This is a genomic window from Rhodothermus profundi (genome assembly GCF_900142415.1).
In the GTDB taxonomy this organism is placed as follows: Bacteria; Bacteroidota; Rhodothermia; order Rhodothermales; family Rhodothermaceae; genus Rhodothermus; species Rhodothermus profundi.
In genome coordinates, this window is sequence record NZ_FRAU01000002.1 from 73,846 (window position 1) to 93,156 (window position 19,311).

The window sequence follows — 19,311 nt, forward strand, 5'->3', positions numbered from 1 at the left end:
ACGCCCCGCGGATCAAGAGAAACTGTCGTCCCCTTAGACGTTTAAACTTTTTGTGCGGCAACAAACAGGAAGATGGGATGGAGATCTGGTCCGACGAACGGTATGATGTGATCGTCGTGGGAGGAGGGCATGCCGGGGCCGAGGCGGCGGCAGCAGCGGCCCGAATGGGGGCGCGCACCCTGCTGATCACCATGAGCCTGGAGGCGATTGGTCGCATGTCTTGCAATCCGGCTATTGGAGGGATTGGCAAAGGACATCTGGTGCGTGAGATTGATGCGCTGGGGGGGATCATGGGGCGCATGGCCGATCTGACCGGCATTCAGTTCCGGATGCTGAATCGCAGTAAGGGGCCGGCCGTCTGGGGGCCTCGGGCGCAGTGCGACCGCAAGCGCTATGCGGAGGCGGTGCGTCGTGAGCTGGAGTCGATCCCGAACCTGTGGATGCGGGCCGATACGGTCACGGAAGTGCTGGTGGAGGATCGGCGGGTAAGAGGGGTGCGCACCCAGCTCGGTAAGGTGTTCTATGCGCCGTGCGTTATCCTGACGAACGGTACCTTTCTGAACGGAGTCATTCATGTGGGAGAGCGTCAGCTTGGGGGCGGCCGCATGGGCGAGCGGGCAGCCACAGGCCTGACGGCCTGCCTGGAACGCCTGGGATTTGAGAGCGGTCGGTTGAAGACGGGGACGCCGCCGCGCATTGATGGTCGTACCATTGACTACCGGCAGCTTCAAGAGCAGCCAGGGGATTCAGAGCCCCTGCCGTTTTCCTACATGACTGACAGGCTGCCAGACCAGCAGCTCAGTTGCTGGCTTACCTATACGACGCCGGAGGTGCACGCCATTCTGCGGACGGGTTTTGACCGCAGTCCAATGTTTAGCGGGCGCATCAAGGGGCGGGGACCCCGTTACTGCCCATCCATTGAGGACAAAATTGAACGCTTTGCAGAACGCGACCGCCATCCCATTTTTCTGGAGCCAGAGGGCTGGGATACCTATGAGGTGTACGTGAACGGTTTTTCGACCAGTTTGCCAGAAGAGGTGCAGGTTGCCGCGCTTCGAAAGATTCCGGGACTGGAGCGCGTGCATGTATTGCGGCCGGGGTACGCCATTGAGTACGACTACTTTCCGCCCTATCAGATTCGATACAGTCTGGAGACAAAGTACATTGAAGGGCTCTTTTTTGCGGGGCAGATCAACGGTACGACTGGTTATGAGGAGGCGGCGGCGCAGGGACTCATGGCCGGGATTAATGCGGTGCAGAAGCTTCGAGGCAAGGAGCCGGTGGTGTTGCGGCGCAGTGAGGCGTACATTGGCGTGCTGATTGATGATCTGGTGGCAAAGGGGACGGACGAGCCGTATCGGATGTTCACTTCGCGGGCAGAGCACCGAATTCTACTGCGACAGGACAATGCGGATTTGCGGCTGACGGAACTGGGGTACCGGTTGGGCCTGGCCACGCGCGAACGTTATGAGCGGATGCGACAAAAAAAGGAGGCCATTGCGCGGACGCGCCGGGCGCTGGAGGAGACTACGGTGCGTCCGGAGCAGGTGAATGGTTATCTGGAGCGGGTAGGTACCTCGCCTATTGAGCGACCGGAGCGATTGGTGCGGTTGGCCCTTCGGCCGCAGGTCAATTTACGCGAGCTGCTGGAGGCTACCGGATTGCGTGCGCAGGTCGTGGTGCCGGCGCCGGGTATGGAGCCTGTTGAGCTGCTTGTCGAGATTGAGTTAAAGTATGAGGGCTACATGGACCGGGAGCGAGAGCTGGTCGAGAAGATGCGGGAGCTGGAAGACTGGCGCATTCCGCCAGATTTTGACTACGAGGCGGTCGCGACGATTTCCAAGGAAGCCCGTGAGAAGCTCAGCAAGATTCGCCCGGAAAATCTGGGACAGGCCTCCCGCATCAGCGGGGTGCGGCCGGCCGACATTTCTGTGCTGATGGTGCTGCTGCGTCGCTATCGCCGCCCACAGGCAGCCTGAACGTTTCACGTGAAACAGTTTTCCACATCCCATGCGCGTTTCACGTGAAACACCGCCAGCGGGATGGAGCCCCTGGGCGCAGCTCACTCCGGCGCAGCAAAAGCAGCTTGAACGCTACGCGCAACTCCTCCAACAACTGGGACGCCGGCACAATCTGGTTTCACGTGAAACACTTTCGGACGTGCACCGCCGCCATCTGTTGCACTGTCTCGCGCTGATGTGGCGGCCGCTACCACCTGGAAGTGTGGTTGTCGATTGGGGAACGGGGGGCGGATTGCCGGCAATACCACTGGCTATCGCCTTTCCTGAAATTGTCGTGCACGCTGTGGATGCAGTGCAAAAGAAAGTGCTCGCCGTTCGTACCATGGCCCGACGCCTGGGGCTGACGCATCTACAGGTCCATCACACCCGAGCCGAATGCTGGAAAGGCGCGGCGCACTACAGCGTCTCGCGCGCCACCGCATCCCTGGCCACGCTCTGGGCATGGCATCGGCGGGTCGCCCGCCCCCTTATAACACCGTCCGACGCCTGGAAACCAGGCCTGCTGGTCCTTAAAGGCGGTGATCTGTCGGAAGAGCTGGCAGCCCTCGAACAACTGGATCCGACCGTGCACGTAACGCTCCTGCCACTGGACCGACTGCTGGACGATCCATTCTTTACCGCAAAGTATCTGGTGCACATTGCGACGGAACCGGAACCCGACGGCCCGGTTCGGTAACACCAGACCCCCAGGAACTACAGATGGCCGTTCCATGAAGCTGGCCGAACGCAGCCGCAATCGCACCGAACGCCTCTTCGCCCTGATTCTGCTGCTGCAAACGCGGCCTGGCCTGACAGCCCAACAACTGGCCGAGCACTTTGGCGTAAGCCGCCGCACCATCTTCCGAGACCTGCGAGCCCTCAGCGAAGCCAACGTGCCGCTGACCTATGCGGAAGGCGGGGGCTACGAAATCCTCGAAGGCTACCAGCTTCCACCGCTCATGTTCACAGCCCGTGAGGCGGCTACGCTCCTCATCGGAACCGCCTTCATCAAACGCCAGCCCGACGCGTCACTCCGCGCAGATGCCGACGCCGTCGCCCTCAAGATTCGCTCTGTACTCCCGCAGCCTATCCGTGAATATATCGACCGGCTTCAGGAACGCATTGTCATTGATCCCTACTGGCTGCAAACGATGCAAGGCTCCGGCGAAGAGACAGGCTACTGGTACGAACTGAGCGAAGCGATTGCCCGCCAGCAGTCCGTCCATCTGGCATATTACGTGCCCAGCCGAGATGAGCTAACGCAGCGCAAGGTGGATCCGCTCGGACTGGTCTACTACACCGACCACTGGAACCTGATCGCTTACGATCATCTCCGAAAAGACATCCGAAACTTCCGGCTCGATCGCATCCAGCGCCTGGCCGTACTTTCTGAACGGTTTACACCACCACGCGATTTCGACCTGAACGCCTACCTGGAGGCGCAGGGCGCCCCGAGCGAAGCGTATCGCATTCGCCTGCGCTTTGCGCCAGCCACCTATCGCTGGGCCCGACGCAGCATTCCTGCCCGCATTGAGTCGGAGCAGGAGACGCCGGAAGGCATTGAGGTAACCTTTGCCTTTGAGAACCTGGAGTACCTGGCGCGCTGGCTGTTGCGCTACGGCACAGAGGTCGAAGTGCTGGCGCCCGAGGCGCTTCGAGCGCAGCTCCGAGCCCAGGCGCGGGCAGTGCTGGCCCGCTACGAGCCCGCGCCTCCTCACGAAGAGACCGGCACCTCTGTAGGTTGAAGCTGCCGAAGCACCTGATAGGCGGTTTCCAGATCGGGCACGTCCTGCACGATGGCCCGCAGCTTCCGCTGCTGATCTTTCAGAACATAGCGCCGGTCAAGCTGGCTCAAACGCTCCAGCAATGGCATAAAATGGTGCGCGTAGAAGTGCGGATCCCCGTCCTGAGAGGGAAATTCCAAAAAGAGGCGGTGGTTTTTGAAAAGCACCCGGGGCAGACGCAGCACCTGTCCCAGCAGCTTGAGCCGGGCAGCCCAGAGCAAGTTGTCTACCTCAGGAGGGACGGGACCGAATCGGTCCACCAGTTCTTCTCGAAACGCATCGATGGTCGCCTCGTCGGTTGCCTCGCTTAGCCGTCGATACAGAGTTAGCCGCTCGACATGACTCCGAACGTACGTGTCCGGGATGAATGCATCGGCTTCGACGTCGACGCTTGTTTCAGGTGGTTTGGGAGGCGGTGCTCCCAGTACGTCGGCAAATTCTTCTTCGCGCAGCTCCCGAATTGCCTCGTCCAGGATCTGCTGGTAGGTTTCGAACCCGATCTCTTCAATGAAACCGCTCTGCTCAGCGCCCAGCAGGTTCCCTGCGCCGCGGATGTCTAGGTCGCGCATAGCAATGGAAAAGCCGCTGCCCAGCTCGCTGAACTCTTCAATTGCCTGCAGGCGCTGGCGCGCTTCCCGCGTAAGCCCGTGAATGGACGGCACCAGCAGGTAGCAGAAGGCTTTGCGGTCGGAGCGTCCAACGCGGCCGCGAAGCTGGTGCAGATCGGCCAGTCCAAACTGTTCGGCGTGGTTGATGATGATGGTGTTGGCGTTGGGGATATCCAGGCCACTTTCGATGATGTTGGTGGAGACCAGCACGTCGTATTTGCGCGCCATGAAGTCGTGCATAACGCGCTCCAGCTCCCGGGCCTTCATCTGGCCATGAGCCACGGCAATGCGCACGTCTGGTACGATCGCCTGCAGGCGGGCGGCCATTTCATAAATAGACTGCACGCGGTTGTGGATGAAAAAGACCTGTCCGCCGCGGCTGACTTCATAGCGAATGGCGTCACGAATGAGCGTTTCGTCAAATGTGTGGATCTCGGTAACGATGGGTTGACGATTAGGAGGTGGGGTGGAAATAATGGACAGGTCGCGCGCTCCCATCAGGGCAAACTGGAGCGTGCGGGGGATAGGGGTGGCGGTCAGCGTGAGCGTGTCGACTTCGACGCGGAGCTGACGCAGGCGTTCTTTTGCAGCTACGCCAAAGCGCTGCTCTTCGTCAATGATAAGCAGCCCCAGATCTTTAAACTGGACGTCTTTCGAAAGTAACCGGTGCGTGCCGATGATAATATCTACCTTGCCTGCAGCCAGATCGCGCAGCACCGTCCGTTGCTGAGCTGGCGAGCGAAAGCGCGAGAGCACTTCAATGCGCACCGGATAGGGGGCCAGCCGGCGCGTGAACGTTTCATAGTGCTGGTCGGCCAGGATGGTGGTGGGCACCAGCACGGCTACCTGTTTGCCATCCTGCACGGCTTTAAAGGCTGCGCGGATGGCGATTTCGGTCTTGCCAAAGCCTACGTCGCCGCATACAAGCCGGTCCATGGGGATCGGCTGTTCCATGTCGCGCTTGACAGCTTCGGCCGCAGCCGCCTGGTCCGGGGTGTCTTCATACTCAAAGGCCGCTTCCATTTCACGCTGCCAAACCGTGTCGGGTGAAAAAGCAAAGCCCCGGGAAGCTTTCCGCTTTGCATAGAGCCGGATCAGGTCGCGCGCAATATCCTTGATGCGTTTTTTGGTGCGTGCTTTGACTTTTTCCCACTGGCCCGAGCCCAACTTGGTCAGCCGTGGTTGGTGGCCTTCCCGGCCGGTGTAGCGATGCAATTTGTGGAGCGCGTTGACGCTCACGTAGAGCACGTCTCCATCGGCGTAGCGCAGCCGCACCACTTCCTGTTGTTTGCCGCGGATGGTGATGCGCTGGAGGCCGGCAAACTGACCAATGCCGAAATCGACGTGGACGACGTAGTCGCCAGGCTGCAGATTTTGCAGCGCGCGAAGGGAGAGGCCACCCAGGAGCCGGCGGCGCTTGCGGGTGGTGGGACGGTGGTAGCGGCCAAAGATCTGATGGTCGGTGTAAACAGCCAGTTGGGCGTCGGGTATTTCGAAGCCCTCGTGGAGCGATTCAACAAGCAAGCGCACGCTGCCTGCTTCAATTTCTTCCTGAAGCAGGTCGTGCAAGCGGGCTTCCTGGCTTCGGCTGTCGCAGAGAATGAAAGTGCGCCAGCCTCGTTGGGCGTTTGCCTGGAGACGCTTGCGCAGCAGGTTCAGGTTGCCGTGAAAAGCGGGTTGGGGATGGGTATCCCAGGTGAGCGTTGATTCGGCCTCGGCCAGTGCTCCGAAAAGCAGGATAGGGTAGCGGTCCAGACAGGCAGCCAGTTCGGTTGCGGGCAGGTAGCGGGCGGCAGGGGGCGGCTGATCGTTGGTCTGTTCGAGGCGGGCGTAGGCTTGTTCCGCTTCGGCGAAGCGGGTCTGCACGGCATCGAAGAGGGCGCCTTCCTCAAAGCATACGATCAGCGTTGAGGGAGGCAGATGGTCAAAAAGTGAATGGGCTGCTGCTTTTGGGGTGGTCGTCGACAGGTTCGGGACAATGTAGGCTGTAGTGAGTCGGCTGATGGAGCGTTGCGTGCGGGGGTCGAATTCGCGAATGGTATCGATTTCGTCTCCGAAGAACTCAAGGCGCAGGGGATAGGTGCCGGTGAAGGGGTACACGTCGAGGATGCCGCCTCGAAGGGCTACTTCGCCGGGGGCTTCGACGAATTCTACCCGTTCGAATCCCTGGGCAATGAGGCGGGCCAGTAACTGGTTGGGGTCATAGACCATGCCAGGCGTAAGTACCAGCGTCTCCTGGCGCACCTCGTCGGGTGGAGGAACGCGTTCCGCAATGGCTTCGGCGCTGGTTACCATCAGGCCGCTAAACCCTTCGGAGAGGCGGCGCAGCACGTCTGTGCGTTCAATAAGCGGAGCCGTGTCGGGAATCTGCTCCAGGTCATAGGGTTTCTGTCCGGTAGCGGGGAAGCGCAGCAGTTGGTCGGAGACGCCCATCAGTTGCTCCAGGTCACTGAGAAGATAGGCGGCCTGGTCTTCGTCGGGTGTCAGGCACAGTATGGGGTGTGGAAAGTGTCGATGGAGTTCGTAGAGAACAAAAGCGGGCAGCGATCCGGCCAGTCCGCGCAGATGCAGGCGGATGGGTGCGCTCAGGTTTTGCAGGTGCTCGTGTAGCGGCTCGAAGAAAGCCGCTGCTTCCAGACGACGATGCAGATCGGTCAGCTTCACGGGAGGTAGGGCGTAAGGCTTGTGTGAGGTTACGTTAACGGTATTGCGCGCGGTAGAACGAGCAAGGGGGAGCTGGGTTCACGACTACGGTTTCACGTGAAACATAGTAGCAGACAGGCTTGGGCCGCGAGCACAATGTTTCACGTGAAACAAGAGAAGGGGTGTCAGGCGCCGTGTTTCACGTGAAACATCAGGCCGGAGGCGGCCCTTCGTCCGCAATGGCGGCGCGCACAAACCCATCAGCCCGGGCCAACCGCTGCCGGGCTTCCTGGGCCGAAACGCCGGCCAGGGCCATTACGATGGCCGTCTTGACGTGGCCCCCCGCTTCCTCAAGCAGACGAGAAGCGTCCTCATAGTCAAGTCCGGTTACAATCATAACGGTACGCTTGGCGCGCTCCCGCAGCTTCTGGTTGGTCATCTGGAGGTCTACCATCATGTTTTCGTAGACCTTCCCCAGACGAATCATGGCGGCCGTGGAGAGCATGTTGAGCACCAGCTTCTGAGCGGTACCACTTTTCATGCGCGTAGACCCCATGATGACCTCTGGACCAACTACCGGGCAGATGGCTACGTCCACCTCCAGCGGAAATTCCTCACGAGGAGTACAGGTAATAAAAATTGTGCGGCAGCCCAGCGCGCGCGCGTAGCGAATCGCACCGACAACATAGGGGGTGCGTCGGCTGGCAGCTAAACCGCAGACCACGTCGCGTGGCGTAACACCAGCCCGCTGCAAGTCGCGCGCACCATCTTCTTCCCGATCTTCGGCCCCTTCCTGCGCCCGAAAGACCGCCTGCGGGCCTCCTGCAATCAGGCCTTGCACCATCTCGGGAGGCGTGCCAAACGTAGGTGGACATTCCGCCGCGTCCAGAATACCCAGCCGGCCGCTGGTACCGGCCCCTACGTAGAAAAGGCGGCCCCCTCGCTTGAACGCCTCAACAATCAGGTGCACAGCCTGCTCGATATAAGGTATTTCACGCCGGACTGCAATGGGTACCAGGTGATCCTCGGTATTGATAATCTCCAGGATTTCGCGCACCGGAGCCGTATCGATGCGCATGGAATGGGGATTTCGCTGCTCCGTGGCCAGCGCTTTGAGCTCTTCAAACAGCGAGGGACGATCCATAGGTGCGACGGCGTTGCCTGTACCACCAGAATAACACGCCCATGCCAACCCCGAGGAGCAGCAACAGGATCCAGGCCCAGGGCAATGGGGGACGGGTACGTGGAGTTAGCGGCAACACGCGCGGAACGCCAAAAAAGGCCGGGGCTGCCCAGTAAAAAGGACTCCGCTGCTCGTCTGAAGCAGCCGCCAGAAAATCTAGCCGGGCCTGCTGAAGCGCTCGGTCCAACGGCAAACCCGCAGCGAGATGGGCATAGAACCGATCCATTAGAGTGGCCATGGAACGATCTTCTACCAGCCAACGCGTGGCGACGACACCACGAGCGCCCGCCGCCAGAATTGCATATTGCAGCCCTTCCAGACCCTCCCCAGGAAGCACCTCGCCAGCAGCCGTGTTGCAGCCGCTGAGCACAACCAGCTCAGCCGAAAGGGGGGACCACAACAGCTCGTGGAGAAAAAGGATTCCGTCATCCCCGGGAGCGGGCGACAGCACAATGGCATGGTAGGCCGAACTGGTCGGGTGCAACAAGACATGCGAGGCCAGATGCAACACGCGGCTTTGCTGAGCTGCCTGACGAAAGCGCGGCTCCGTAGCCCACTGGTTTTCCCAGCGCTGCGTGCGCGCAAAGTGTTGCGTTACCCGTTCCAACTCCTCATGCACGCCTGGCAAATCAGGCAGCGGCTGCCGGCGAAAAACAACAGGCAACGCTGCCTGCAGGCGAGGATCGTTGGAAAAACGGGAGCGCCCCAGGCTGCTAATGTCTATCTGGGCCGTAGATGCCTTTGTGCTATCCAGCAGTAACCTGAGCGCCGGCAAAATACTGATAGGATGACGTTCCGTCAGGTAGGTGGCCTGGTCGTATTCATAGGGACCGTTTAAATCAAGCACCAGCGCAGCAAACGGCAGTTGAAAAAGGAGTCCATCGGGGATAATAAACAGGGGCGTCTCAGGTGGGATATGCGGAAGCGCCGGGGCAACAAGCTGCTGAAAAAGCTGATGGAGGACACGCAGGTTAAAATAACGAGCCGCCCGTACGGAGCGCATGCGCTGCGGGGCAAACACCGGACTGACGCGTTGCAGCAGATGCTCCAGACTGTCTGGCGTGAGGGCTAACGGAAAGAAGCGTAACGTGTCGGGCGTCAGCAAAAAGAGTCCGCTAATGGTATCAATGAAGTAGATCAGGGCAACCGCCTGAACCTGCGCCAGCCGTTGCTGCAGACGCGCAAGCGGGGTTTCCGGATGCAGCAGCGGCAGCGTCAGCAAATTGCGCAACCGAAGTTCAAGAGTCGCCTCGTGGCTTTTCAAAGCCAACATTTCCTGGGCCGGTAAACTGGAGTCGCTCAAACGGGCGCGGAGTTGGTTCAGGGCGTAAACAAGACTGTCGCGCAGCCGCTGCTTTGCCAGCGGCATCTGACGGGTCCACGCATGGTACGTACGAAACGCCTGAAGATTCTGAGCCCGGCTGCGCTCCAGCCATTGCAGCGCCTCGGCATAACGCGCCTGGTGCAGCAAGACGCGGGTCAGTCCTCGATAAGGCTCATACCAGTTAGCAGTCGACAGAATCGCCCATTGCGTAGTCTGGAGACGGCTCAGGTAGGTTTCTGTGTAAGGAATCGCCGCTCGAAAGAAATGCTCAGCCTCTGACAGCCGATGTTGCTCCTCGTACAACTGAGCCAGCCGGGTCAGCGTCCGCCGGCGCGCATCATCGTGAAGCGCCTCGTCAGCATGCGACAGGGCTTCGCGAAAGGCCTGTTCAGCCTGGCGCAACCGCCTGGCATGCCAGAGCGCCATGGCCCGGTGGTAGAGAATTTCAAAGTGCCAGTGGGGCTCGGCAAGCTGCCGGGCCAGGGACGGAAGCGTATCCAGGATTTGAAGCGCACGCTCCGGACGCCTCAACGTATAGGCCAGGTTGGCTTCCGTAAGACCCAGTTGTAGCTGCTGGCGTAAATAAAGACGGGAAGGGAGCCCGGAGACTTGAGGCAATGCTTGCTTCGCTTCTGCAATAAGCCGGGCAGCTTCTGCAAGCCCCGCTTCGCGAGAGCGCCCGCCAATCGTTGGATAGCTTACCAGGAGACTGGCAAAGCCAAGAAACACGTCGTTAACGAGAGCCCACATGCGCAGAGAATCACTGGCAGGAATCCGATCCCATAGCTGCTGCGCCTGGTTATAATACTGGTAAGCTGTTTCGTAATCGCGCATTCGCGTATAAATGGCCCCTAAATCAGCAAGTCGGCTCACCCGTGCCCGAATTTCGTTAGATGGCAAATAGCGCAGCGCCTGACTGTAGGCAACGGCTGCAGCGGGTAGATCGCCAAGGATATAGTACTCATAACCTCGCCAGCGGTACATCTGGTAGAACATCAGCGAATCTGGCTGGCGGGCGAATCGGGTCAGGAAGGTGTCAACCAACGCCAGTACCTCGGCATAGCGATGCAGCGCATGCAGATAGCTGAGCTCCCTGCGGTAGAGATGCATGAGCTCCGAGATCGTAAGGCCCGGACATTGCCGGTACCGACGCAGCGACTGAACGGCATGGGGAAGCACTTCCTCTGGCGCCACCCGAGCATCCTGTGGAAGCTGCGCCACAAATTGGCGCAGCGAATCACACAGGTTTTCGGATGGTGATTCGACCGAAACGGGTAGCCAGAAAATTAATGCTAAAAGCCACATCGATGACGTTTTCGTGGGGCATTCTGCCTAAAAGATGTAGAATGATATTGGAAGATGCAATAAGCCTTTGTATTTTCTATAAGCAATACCTCAATCAAACCATGTACGCCGCCATGATAAAAGAATGGGACATTGCGCGCCTCTGGATGCAGAGGCAGGGCGACGACCAGGATCCTCCGGGAGGAGACGGGGGCAGTGACCCAGATCATCCGGATGATCCAAACGCAGCCGGAAACCCGCAGTAAAGAACGAATCGAACAGGCATGCGTACAGGCAGGGCGTTAAAGATGCTCTGCCTGTACGCCTATGCTGTTGCAGTCACTCCGGTTACGGAATTTCCGGGCGCACGAGGAAACGCAGGTGGCCTTTGGGCCGCGCATTAACCTGATTGGCGGACCCAATGGCGCTGGTAAGACCAATCTGCTGGAAGCCATTCATTATCTCTGTCTTTCCAAAAGTTTTCTGACCTCGCAAGATGCGTACGCTCTGCGACAGGGTGCCGCTTTCTTTGAACTAGAGGGCGTTTTTTCCGGAAAGCGTCGTTCCGAGCTGGTGGTGCGGCTGGTCTATGTGCCAGGAGAGGGAAAACGAATTTTTTTCAACGGGGCGCCACTGGAGCGGCTGTCCGATCTGGTGGGTGAGTTGCCGGTTGTGGTACTTTCTCCTGCCGACCAGGCGCTGACCGGAGGACCGCCCGAAGCACGACGACGCTTTCTTGACAACCTGCTCAGTCAGGCGTATCCAGCCTATCTCCAGGATCTGTTGCAGTATCGGCGAGCGCTCCGACAGCGTAACGAGCTCCTGGCGCACCTGCGGCGCCATCCGGCTGCCGTGCAACCCTCTCTGCTGGAGTCCTGGCAGGAAGAACTGGTAACGCTGGGCAGCCGTCTTATCCTACGTCGGCTACGGTTCGTGCAGGAATTTGCCGCCTTTGTGGCGGAAGCGCATGCCCAGCTCGGCCTGACTGCAGAAATTCCGCGCATTGAATACATTACGGTGGCTCCGCTCCAGCCCGACGTCGATCTGGACGCAGTGGCCGAAGCCTTTCGCAACCGGCTCCATCGCCTGGCCTCTCGCGAGCGAGAACAGGGGCGTACGCTGGCCGGACCACACCGCGATGAACTGATGCTCCGTCTGAACGGTCTGGAAGTGCGTCGCTATGCTTCCCAGGGCCAACATCGCATCATGGGACTGGCCCTTAAGCTGGCCAAATTCCTCTACTTGCGCGCACGACGAGAAGAAACGCCGCTGCTGCTGCTGGACGACGTGTTTGACGGCCTGGATCGCTTTCGTACGCAGCGCATTCTGGAGCTGCTGCAGCACGCCGACCAGATCGCGCAGAGCTTCGTAACATCGGCTCGGCTCGATTTACTCCAGGAATTGCAGGTGCTTTCAGGCTCAACGCATCGTATCTTCTGGGTAGAAGCCGGCCAGGTGCAGGCATACGCTTCCACGGAGTCCTAACACCTCGTGCCTAAAGGCGCAAAAGGGTTATGATGGGCAGGTACTATCTCGTCCTTATTGCTATTCTCGTGGTTTTTGCAGAAGGTTGTGCTGTCTCGACCAATCCGGTCAGCGGTCGACGGCGACTGTACGGGTATACCTGGGCCGAAGAGCGACGTATTGGGCGAGAGGCCGATCAGATTATTGTAGCGCAATATGGGCTTTACGAGGACTCAACGCTGACCGCTTACGTAGACAGCCTGGGACAGGTTATTTTAGCCCATAGCCATCTCCGGCGACCGAACACGCCGAAGGCATTTCGGGAAACGCCTTTTGTCTTTCGGGTGCTCGATAGTCCGGTAGTCAACGCGTTTGCGTTGCCGGGAGGCTACATCTACGTCACGCGCGGATTGCTGGCGCATCTGAACAGTGAAGCCCAACTGGCTGTCGTGCTGGGACATGAGATTGCGCATGTGGCAGCGCGGCATGCCTCGCAGCGTGCTTTTGAATTGCAGCTTGGACAGATTGCCCTGCTTGGCGGGGCGATGCTGGGCCAGGAAGTGCTGGGCGTGTCTGCTGAGAACGTGCTGCAACTGGGAGGAATTGTAGCCCAGCTTCTGTTTCTGAAGTACAGTCGGGACGACGAGCGGGAGTCGGATCGCCTGGGCGTTGAGTATGCCGTGCGGGCTGGCTATGATGCGGCCGAAGCGGCTGCGTTTTTCCATTCGCTGAAACGCCTTAGCGAACAACACGGCGCGCGCCTGCCTTCGTTTCTGTCAACGCATCCGGATCCCGGCGAGCGGGAACAGACTATCCGAATGCTGGCAGCGCGCTGGAAGCAACAGGTGGGTTCAGCTAATCAGGTGAACCAGGCAACTTACTACGCTCGCATTGAAGGTCTCGTGCTCGGAGACGATCCCCGACAGGGCTACGTGGCCGATGGTGCCTTCTACCATCCAACGCTGCGCTTCTGGTTTCCGGTACCTGCAGACTATCGGGTCGTCAATCAGCCGAGCCAGGTCGTGTTGGTTGACAGGGAGCAGCAGGCCATGCTTGTGCTCACGCTGGCCACGCAACCATCGGCTACGGAAGCAGCCCAGGCATGGGCTGCCCAGGAGGCATTGACCATCCTCAACCAGGGCAACGATCACGTCAACGGTCTGCCAGCAGTCTATGTACTGGCCGAGAAACAGGCCTCTGAGAACCAGACCGTGCGCGTGCTCCAGTACTTTATTGAGCACGAAGAACGCGTCTATAGTCTGGCTGGTTTTACGCAGGCGGCGCTTTACGCACGCTATGAGCCGGTGTTTTTGCAGGTTATGCGTGGTTTTGCGCCGCTTCAGGATCCTGAGCGGCTGAACGTGCAGCCTGTCCGCCTAAAAATCCAACCGGCTACGCGCACGGCACCATTGCACGCGCTTCTACCAGCACTTCCCGAGGCGTTCACGCCAGAAGCGGTTGCCATCATGAACCAAATGGACCTGGAGGCCACGGTGCAGGTCGGTACCCTGTTGAAACTGCCGCGCCCATGAATGCAGTTGGCTTACGGCGCAGTCTCTGGAGCGGGAGGAATCAGGGTGGCCTCCCCACCTACCGCCATCTTGCCGTCGAGATAGATGTATACCTTTGCACGAATATGTTTATGTTTTTCAATTTTTTCGGCAATTTTGACTTCAACGGTGATTTCTGAGTCGACTGGCACCGGACGCAGAAAGCGGCAGGAGAGCGCTACGGCAATGCTTCCATGGCCGGGAAAATCACGCCCCAACACTTTGGAAATAATGCCCAGCAGCAGGACGCCGTGAACGATAGGCCGACCAAAGCGGGTTTTCTGGGCGTATTCGGGATCAAGATGAATCGGATTGTCGTCGCCGGTGAGTTCAGCAAACCGGCGCACGTCCTCGGCGGTAATGCGGCGCGTGGTTGTAAAATGGTCGCCTACCTGCAACGTCTCATAGGTGTACATAGGGCATTGTCGGCTGTTTTCAGGGACCGGCAGCGTAACAGAATTAACAAAGCCCTGGCGAAAAACGAAACGTTCGGCAACGGCTTCATCCTTTTCGCAAGGAACGCGTTGAAGCAGCCGGACGTGGGATAAGGAAAAGCGGGAACAATGGCACAGGAATCCTGGGAGCGCCGGCACTGGCCCAAGGTTAGCTGTCTCATGGTAACGGCCGATCGGCCCCATCTGGTGCGACGCGCCATTCGGTCCTATCTTCACCAGACCTATCCCAACCGAGAGCTTGTGGTGCTCGACAACGGGCAACAACCGCTTGACGAAGCGCTACTGGCTGAAATCCCGTCGAATGAGCTGATCTACGCGCGCGTCAAACCGCGGCCGGGTTTAGTGATCGGTACGCTACGCAATCAGGCGCTGGAGCTGGCACGAGGGGACTACATTGCCCCGCAATGGGATGACGACGACTGGTCGCATCCTGAGCGACTCATGCGTCAGATGCACGTGCTTCTTACAGCCGATTGCGATGCCTGCACGCTGGCCGGCACGCTCATGCATGTCAATCATCCTACCTATTTTTTCCATCCGTTCATCGGGCTGCTGCGCCATGGCGTACCGCCCACTATTGTGCATCGCCGGAGCGCAACCATCCGGTATCCTGACCTGCGACGCACCAGCGACACGCACTATGCCGAAGCATGGCGGCGTACTGGCCGCTACGTAATATTGCCGCCTTCTGAATCCTACCTCTATCTGCGCTATTTTCATGGCAGCAATCTGTGGGAACAGGAGCACTTCCTGCGCCGCATGCGCAACACGCCGAAGGACTTTCTCGCTTATCTCTGGTATCGGTATGTCCGTGGCAACGAATTCGCCCATCCGCGTTTTCGGCTGACGCCGGCCATGCAAGAGGCCTTCGCACGCTACCTGCGCGACTCCATTGAAACGGGCGTATTTCAACCGGAACTGCTTCAGGAATTGCACCACTGAGTCCGACGAGCCAGCACCCAACGTATCCGGGAGGCCCAGCGCGTTTGCAGCAGCCGATCCAGCCATCGGCTCCAGGGCAGCGCGAGAAGCAGCAATTCCGCAGCCGCAAAGTGAAAAGAAATGGTCAGCGTCGCGTAGATACCCGCATGCATGCCTACCAGCGCCAGCAGCACAGGGAAGCGGAACGGACGCCACCAGACGGTAAAAGCCAGCAGCTCAAGAAGCAACGCACTGGTAAGTAGCAGGGTGCTCAGGGAAGGATGGGCCAGGAGCAGTTGCTGCAGAAAGCTCGGTTCCCAGGCTCCGGTCCGGGCTGTAAGATCAACGCCCTTTTCCAGAATCCAGAGGGTGAGATGGCTTCCGTCTACCCAGCCTGGACCGGTGGCCACAAGCTTGCTGAGTCCGGCCAGCGTATAGCTCAGGCCTACAAAGAAATAGGTGAAGCCCAGCGCAGCGCGACGGCGATAGGAGGCTGAGCGAAACAGCAGCGCGCCCAACGCCAGGCTCAGCAACGTCAGCCCAAGTAGATGAGTACCGTGCGGTGTCTTACCCAGCGAAAATCGGCTCACGTACAGCAAGTGTAGCCCTACCAGCGCCAGCAGGTACGCCAACCGCCATCGATGCGTCAGGCCCAGCAGCAAAAGGACTGTAACCGTGGCTGCCAGACCTAACGCTACGCTGGGCTGCATGAACCAGGACACGTCCAGATAGTGCGCCAGGCCCGTCGGATACAGAGGAGTTTCCAGGCGACCCAGATAAAGCGCCCAGCTCCAGGCATGGCCGCTCAGGGTGAACACCACAAATCCTTCAAACAGGGCGAAAAACAGTCGTTCGCCCGCTGTTTCTGGACGCTCGAAGTCGAATAGATCGCGAAGGAAGAATTTCATGGCTGCCATCGGGGATGGATCTGGACCGTATCAGCCGTCAACGCAATGATAGGGAGGTAATAAAGCCGCACTCCGTCTGGGGTGGGCATGCCACGTACCTGTAAGATGAGGAGCCGGCGGTCTTCTAATTCCGGGCCAAACAGCCGCAGCAGTGTCTGGCGACGCTGCGCATGCCAGCGATCCGGCTGGGTGACAAAGTTGATCAGGTCAACCGGGTCGAGCGTGGTGCTGCCTAGCGGAAATGGACGGCCAGGAAGCGACGTTGGTGCCCACAGCGTATCCCAGCGCACCGGCTCTTCAGGGCTCAGCTCGCGCACCACAGCGCGCGTCCAGGGCTGCCCGGCCTGCGAGAACATGGGAAACACGCTCATGGGCCAGAACTCACCAGCATGGGTAGCTATTAACGCTCCATACACCCCCAGCACGAGCGCCAGCGTTCGACCCACCCGCCGATAGGCACCTGCAACCGTCGGAGTAAGGGACAAGAGGTGGCCTGACTGATGTCGCAACCGAGCGATTCCATTCCCGATTACAATCAGCGCGGCAATGACGTTAACCAGCAGCTCCGTGAGCGACAGATCGGACGAGAAATTGGCGAGAGCATCCAAACGGCGTAGTGGCGAGCCAAAAAGGTAACAGGCTATAGCCACCAGTGGAATTGCTGGCAGGATAAGACGGGGCGGCAGTCGGAACCGGGGAACGTGCGTGGCAAGTTGATTCCAGTTCAAAAAAGCTGCATAAACAATCAGATTTTGCACGAAGGTAATGTTGAACAGCAGAGCCGTGCTCAAATGAAACAGGACCATCAAGCTTAGAAATACCCGAAACAGACGCGGTGCAAATGCAGCGGGTAGAAAGCCCATTTCCAGCACCACGGTGCCCCAGTCCATCAGCTCCCAGAGACCGGAGGGCAGCGGTGCGGTAACCAGATCAGCCAGCAGATCCTGCCGACCAATGATAAAGTACTGTTTGAGCCAGTGGCCCCGGGCGGCATGAGTGGAGGGGTCCAGCCAGCCGCCCAGCAGCTTGGTAAAACCGGCAGTGAACAGGGCAAAGCCAATCAGTAGCGCGAGTAGAGATAGCGGCCATCCCGCGACCGTTGCGCGCGTTCGGCCCAGCCAGGCATCCAGTGACCAGGTGGCGCCCCAGTTGCTAAAGCTCATTACCCAGGGCAGCAGAACAAACAGCAGCACGTGGTTGATCTTGCCGGCTGAGAACAAAAAGCCAAAGCCGATGAGCAGGAGCAGGCCGGTCAGCCAGGAAGCCAGGCGGGTGCGATAGCCGAAAAGCAGGGCAACCAGGCTCAGGTCAAGCAGGAAGTGCAGGCCTGCAAAAAACCAGCGGGGCGGAAAGCCGCCAAAAAGCTGCATGGGGCCAGGCGGCGGCAGAAAGAAGCTGTCGGGCAGTTCGCCGATTGGGTGGAAATTGAAATAAGGGCTGTGGCCGGGATCCAGAATGAACAAGACAAACAGCGCAAAGGCTATCCGGTAGGCAGCCAGCCCCTCGGCTGTTGGTTGGAAAGCGTTGAAGAGCCAGTGGTCGAGGCGTCTGGCGTTCATGGCTGGCGTATGGTCAGGGTGTCAAGTGGAAAGACCTGTAAGGTGCCGGTGTGGGGCGTGAAACGAAGCTGTTCCCAGACGATGTCCACTTGCACAGGCGTATCTCCCGTCAGGGCTTGCATTCGGTTCCACAGCCAGCGGATAGCGTCCGGCCGGCGAATGCGCTCGGTCTCAGGAGTGCCGCTCAGCGAAGCCGGTTGAAAGAAAGCCTCCAGCATGGCCCGGTGGTGAGAGTATGGCAGGGAAGCCAGCACAGCGTCGGCGGGAAGCGGCTGCATGGTTCCGTCGGCCTGATGGACGACAAACGTCACGCGTCTGGACAGCAACGGGCTGTCTGCCTGCCAGGTGGCTTTGAAACCGGGCATGACCAGGAGTGGCCAGGGCTCGTGGCCACCCTGAAGCTGCACCAGTCCTACAAGGGCATACTGAATCGGCAGCAGTATGGCCAGCCCCCAGAAAAGCCGGCGCACATGGGTTCGCTTCATAGGGCGTGACGCGCTGCGTCGTAAACAGCTTCGGTGTCGCGCACCATGCGGGTCAGGCTGTGCTGCGCTTCGACAGCTGCTCGTCCGGCCCGGCTGAGATGTTCGACCAACGCAGGCGTCTCCAGCAATCGCTTTATCGCGACCGCCAGCGCCTCGGCATCTCGCTCCGCCACCAATAGCCCCGTTTTTTCCGGTACGATCAGCTCGGGAATGCCTGCATGCTGCGTGGCAACCACGGGAATCCCACTGGCCAGCCCCTCGATCAGCACATTGGGCAGGCCTTCCTGATCTCCGTCAGTTGCCGTCTGGCTCGGGACGAGCAGTACGTCGTGGGTGTAATACGCCTGGCGGGCCACCTCGTTTGTGACAGCTCCATGAAATGAGAGGAAAGCGCTGATGCCTAGCCGATGTGCCTCAGCCTGCAGAAAAGTTCGTAGCGGCCCGTCTCCATAGCAGTGCAGTTCGACGGCGTAGCCGCTTGCCCGCAAGCGGGCAACGGCTTTGAGCGCGGTGTGGTGCCCTTTTTTTTCGACCAGCCGTCCTACCATCAGCAAGCGGAAACCGGCCCGCGTGCGCAGCCGAAAGGGAAAGGCAGACAGGTCGATGCCAAAGCGTACCACTGCGATTTTCTCTTCCGGGAAGCCCAGCGTGATCAATTGCTGTTTCATAAAGTTTGTGGCGGCAATAAAACAGGTACCCTGGCGGGCCAGTCGCTGGTAGCGGCGGCGCCAACCCGGTTCTGCCGGAAGACGGGAGACGTCGTGTCCATAGAAGCTCACCACGAGAGGAAGCCGGGTGTGTCGGCTGAGGTCCAATAGTCGATAGCCGTCCAATCCGAAATGGGCATGCAGCACCACTGGATGCACCTGGCGGCAGACCTGGTAAAGAAAGCGAGGGGAACGGTTGAGCTGTTGCAGCAAGCGATCGCGCCAGGCTTCCCAGCCGCTCGGGGTATAGACGGAAAGGCCATCCAGATAGTAGCGAGGGTGCAGGGTCCCGATTACCGGCCGGTAGCGCTCGTGATGGCGCACAAGCCGGTCGATGAAGGTTTCGGAAAGATTGAGATAGACTGATTTAAAATGCAGAGCGATAGGCCGCATGTGTATTTTTCGATTATTGAAAGCGCTCACCGGGCATTCTGAC

Annotated in this window: 15 protein-coding genes; 7 read left to right on the plus strand and 8 right to left on the minus strand. The window is 59.3% G+C overall.

Going from position 1 to position 19,311, the window contains the following annotated elements; translation table 11 throughout:
• Positions 1–77 precede the first annotated feature (77 nt).
• From mnmG to BUA15_RS03830, 3 genes are read left to right on the plus strand one after another with little or no spacing between them, the layout of a single operon-like run.
• Positions 78–1,979, plus strand: a complete 1,902-nt coding sequence (gene mnmG / locus BUA15_RS03820) for a tRNA uridine-5-carboxymethylaminomethyl(34) synthesis enzyme MnmG (RefSeq protein ID WP_072714655.1) — start codon at positions 78–80, stop codon at positions 1,977–1,979.
• Between the two features lie 31 nt (positions 1,980–2,010).
• Positions 2,011–2,697 (plus strand): 16S rRNA (guanine(527)-N(7))-methyltransferase RsmG, encoded by a 687-nt coding sequence (locus BUA15_RS03825; protein WP_072714656.1) that lies wholly within the window; start codon positions 2,011–2,013, stop codon positions 2,695–2,697.
• A 34-nt stretch (positions 2,698–2,731) separates the two neighbouring features.
• Positions 2,732–3,745 carry a helix-turn-helix transcriptional regulator gene (locus BUA15_RS03830; RefSeq protein WP_072714657.1) on the plus strand — a complete coding sequence of 338 codons (1,014 nt, stop codon included), beginning with the start codon at positions 2,732–2,734 and terminating at the stop codon, positions 3,743–3,745.
• Here the strand turns inward: BUA15_RS03830 and mfd are convergent.
• The 3 genes from mfd to BUA15_RS03845 all read right to left on the minus strand — a co-directional run bounded on the left by mfd (position 3,715) and on the right by BUA15_RS03845 (position 10,847).
• Positions 3,715–7,056: a transcription-repair coupling factor gene (gene mfd, locus BUA15_RS03835; RefSeq protein ID WP_072714658.1), complete on the minus strand. Its 3,342-nt coding sequence runs from the start codon at positions 7,054–7,056 to the stop codon at positions 3,715–3,717. The genes BUA15_RS03830 and mfd overlap by 31 nt on opposite strands.
• Before the next feature lie 190 nt (positions 7,057–7,246).
• A complete protein-coding gene (gene murQ, locus BUA15_RS03840; protein ID WP_072714659.1) occupies positions 7,247–8,179 on the minus strand; it encodes an N-acetylmuramic acid 6-phosphate etherase in 933 nt (310 codons plus the stop codon).
• On the minus strand, positions 8,157–10,847 hold the full coding sequence (locus BUA15_RS03845) for a CHAT domain-containing protein (RefSeq protein WP_072714660.1): 2,691 nt from the start codon (positions 10,845–10,847) through the stop codon (positions 8,157–8,159). The genes murQ and BUA15_RS03845 overlap by 23 nt, the downstream gene beginning before the upstream one ends.
• Positions 10,848–10,960: 113 nt before the next feature.
• Between BUA15_RS03845 and BUA15_RS13920 the strand changes: the two genes are divergently transcribed.
• From BUA15_RS13920 to BUA15_RS03860, 3 genes are all read left to right on the plus strand, one after another.
• Entirely contained in the window at positions 10,961–11,092 is a 132-nt protein-coding gene (locus BUA15_RS13920) for a hypothetical protein (protein WP_262501652.1), read from the plus strand.
• Between the two features lie 61 nt (positions 11,093–11,153).
• Positions 11,154–12,311: a DNA replication/repair protein RecF gene (gene recF, locus BUA15_RS03855; RefSeq protein ID WP_072714662.1), complete on the plus strand. Its 1,158-nt coding sequence runs from the start codon at positions 11,154–11,156 to the stop codon at positions 12,309–12,311.
• Positions 12,312–12,340: 29 nt separating this feature from the next.
• Positions 12,341–13,822, plus strand: a complete 1,482-nt coding sequence (locus tag BUA15_RS03860; protein ID WP_084660513.1) for a M48 family metalloprotease — start codon at positions 12,341–12,343, stop codon at positions 13,820–13,822.
• 11 nt (positions 13,823–13,833) lie between these two features.
• Here BUA15_RS03860 and BUA15_RS03865 read toward each other — a convergent pair whose 3' ends face one another.
• Complete coding sequence (locus BUA15_RS03865) at positions 13,834–14,256, minus strand: MaoC family dehydratase (protein ID WP_072714663.1); 423 nt, start codon at positions 14,254–14,256, stop codon at positions 13,834–13,836.
• Positions 14,257–14,403: 147 nt separating this feature from the next.
• On the opposite strand from BUA15_RS03865, the gene BUA15_RS03870 reads away from it, so the two are divergent.
• Positions 14,404–15,237, plus strand: a complete 834-nt coding sequence (locus BUA15_RS03870; protein ID WP_072714664.1) for a glycosyltransferase family A protein — start codon at positions 14,404–14,406, stop codon at positions 15,235–15,237.
• On the opposite strand, the gene BUA15_RS03875 is transcribed toward BUA15_RS03870, so the two are convergent.
• From BUA15_RS03875 to BUA15_RS03890, 4 genes are read right to left on the minus strand one after another with little or no spacing between them, the layout of a single operon-like run.
• Positions 15,219–16,124, minus strand: coding sequence for a hypothetical protein (locus BUA15_RS03875; RefSeq protein WP_072714665.1), 906 nt, complete (start codon positions 16,122–16,124; stop codon positions 15,219–15,221). The genes BUA15_RS03870 and BUA15_RS03875 overlap by 19 nt on opposite strands.
• Complete coding sequence (locus tag BUA15_RS03880; protein WP_072714666.1) at positions 16,121–17,683, minus strand: HTTM domain-containing protein; 1,563 nt, start codon at positions 17,681–17,683, stop codon at positions 16,121–16,123. Before BUA15_RS03880 ends, BUA15_RS03875 begins: the two co-directional genes overlap by 4 nt.
• Positions 17,680–18,168, minus strand: coding sequence for a hypothetical protein (locus BUA15_RS03885; RefSeq protein WP_072714667.1), 489 nt, complete (start codon positions 18,166–18,168; stop codon positions 17,680–17,682). Before BUA15_RS03885 ends, BUA15_RS03880 begins: the two co-directional genes overlap by 4 nt.
• Positions 18,165–19,268 carry a glycosyltransferase gene (locus tag BUA15_RS03890; RefSeq protein WP_072714668.1) on the minus strand — a complete coding sequence of 368 codons (1,104 nt, stop codon included), beginning with the start codon at positions 19,266–19,268 and terminating at the stop codon, positions 18,165–18,167. The genes BUA15_RS03885 and BUA15_RS03890 overlap by 4 nt, the downstream gene beginning before the upstream one ends.
• Between the last annotated feature and the right edge of the window lie 43 nt (positions 19,269–19,311).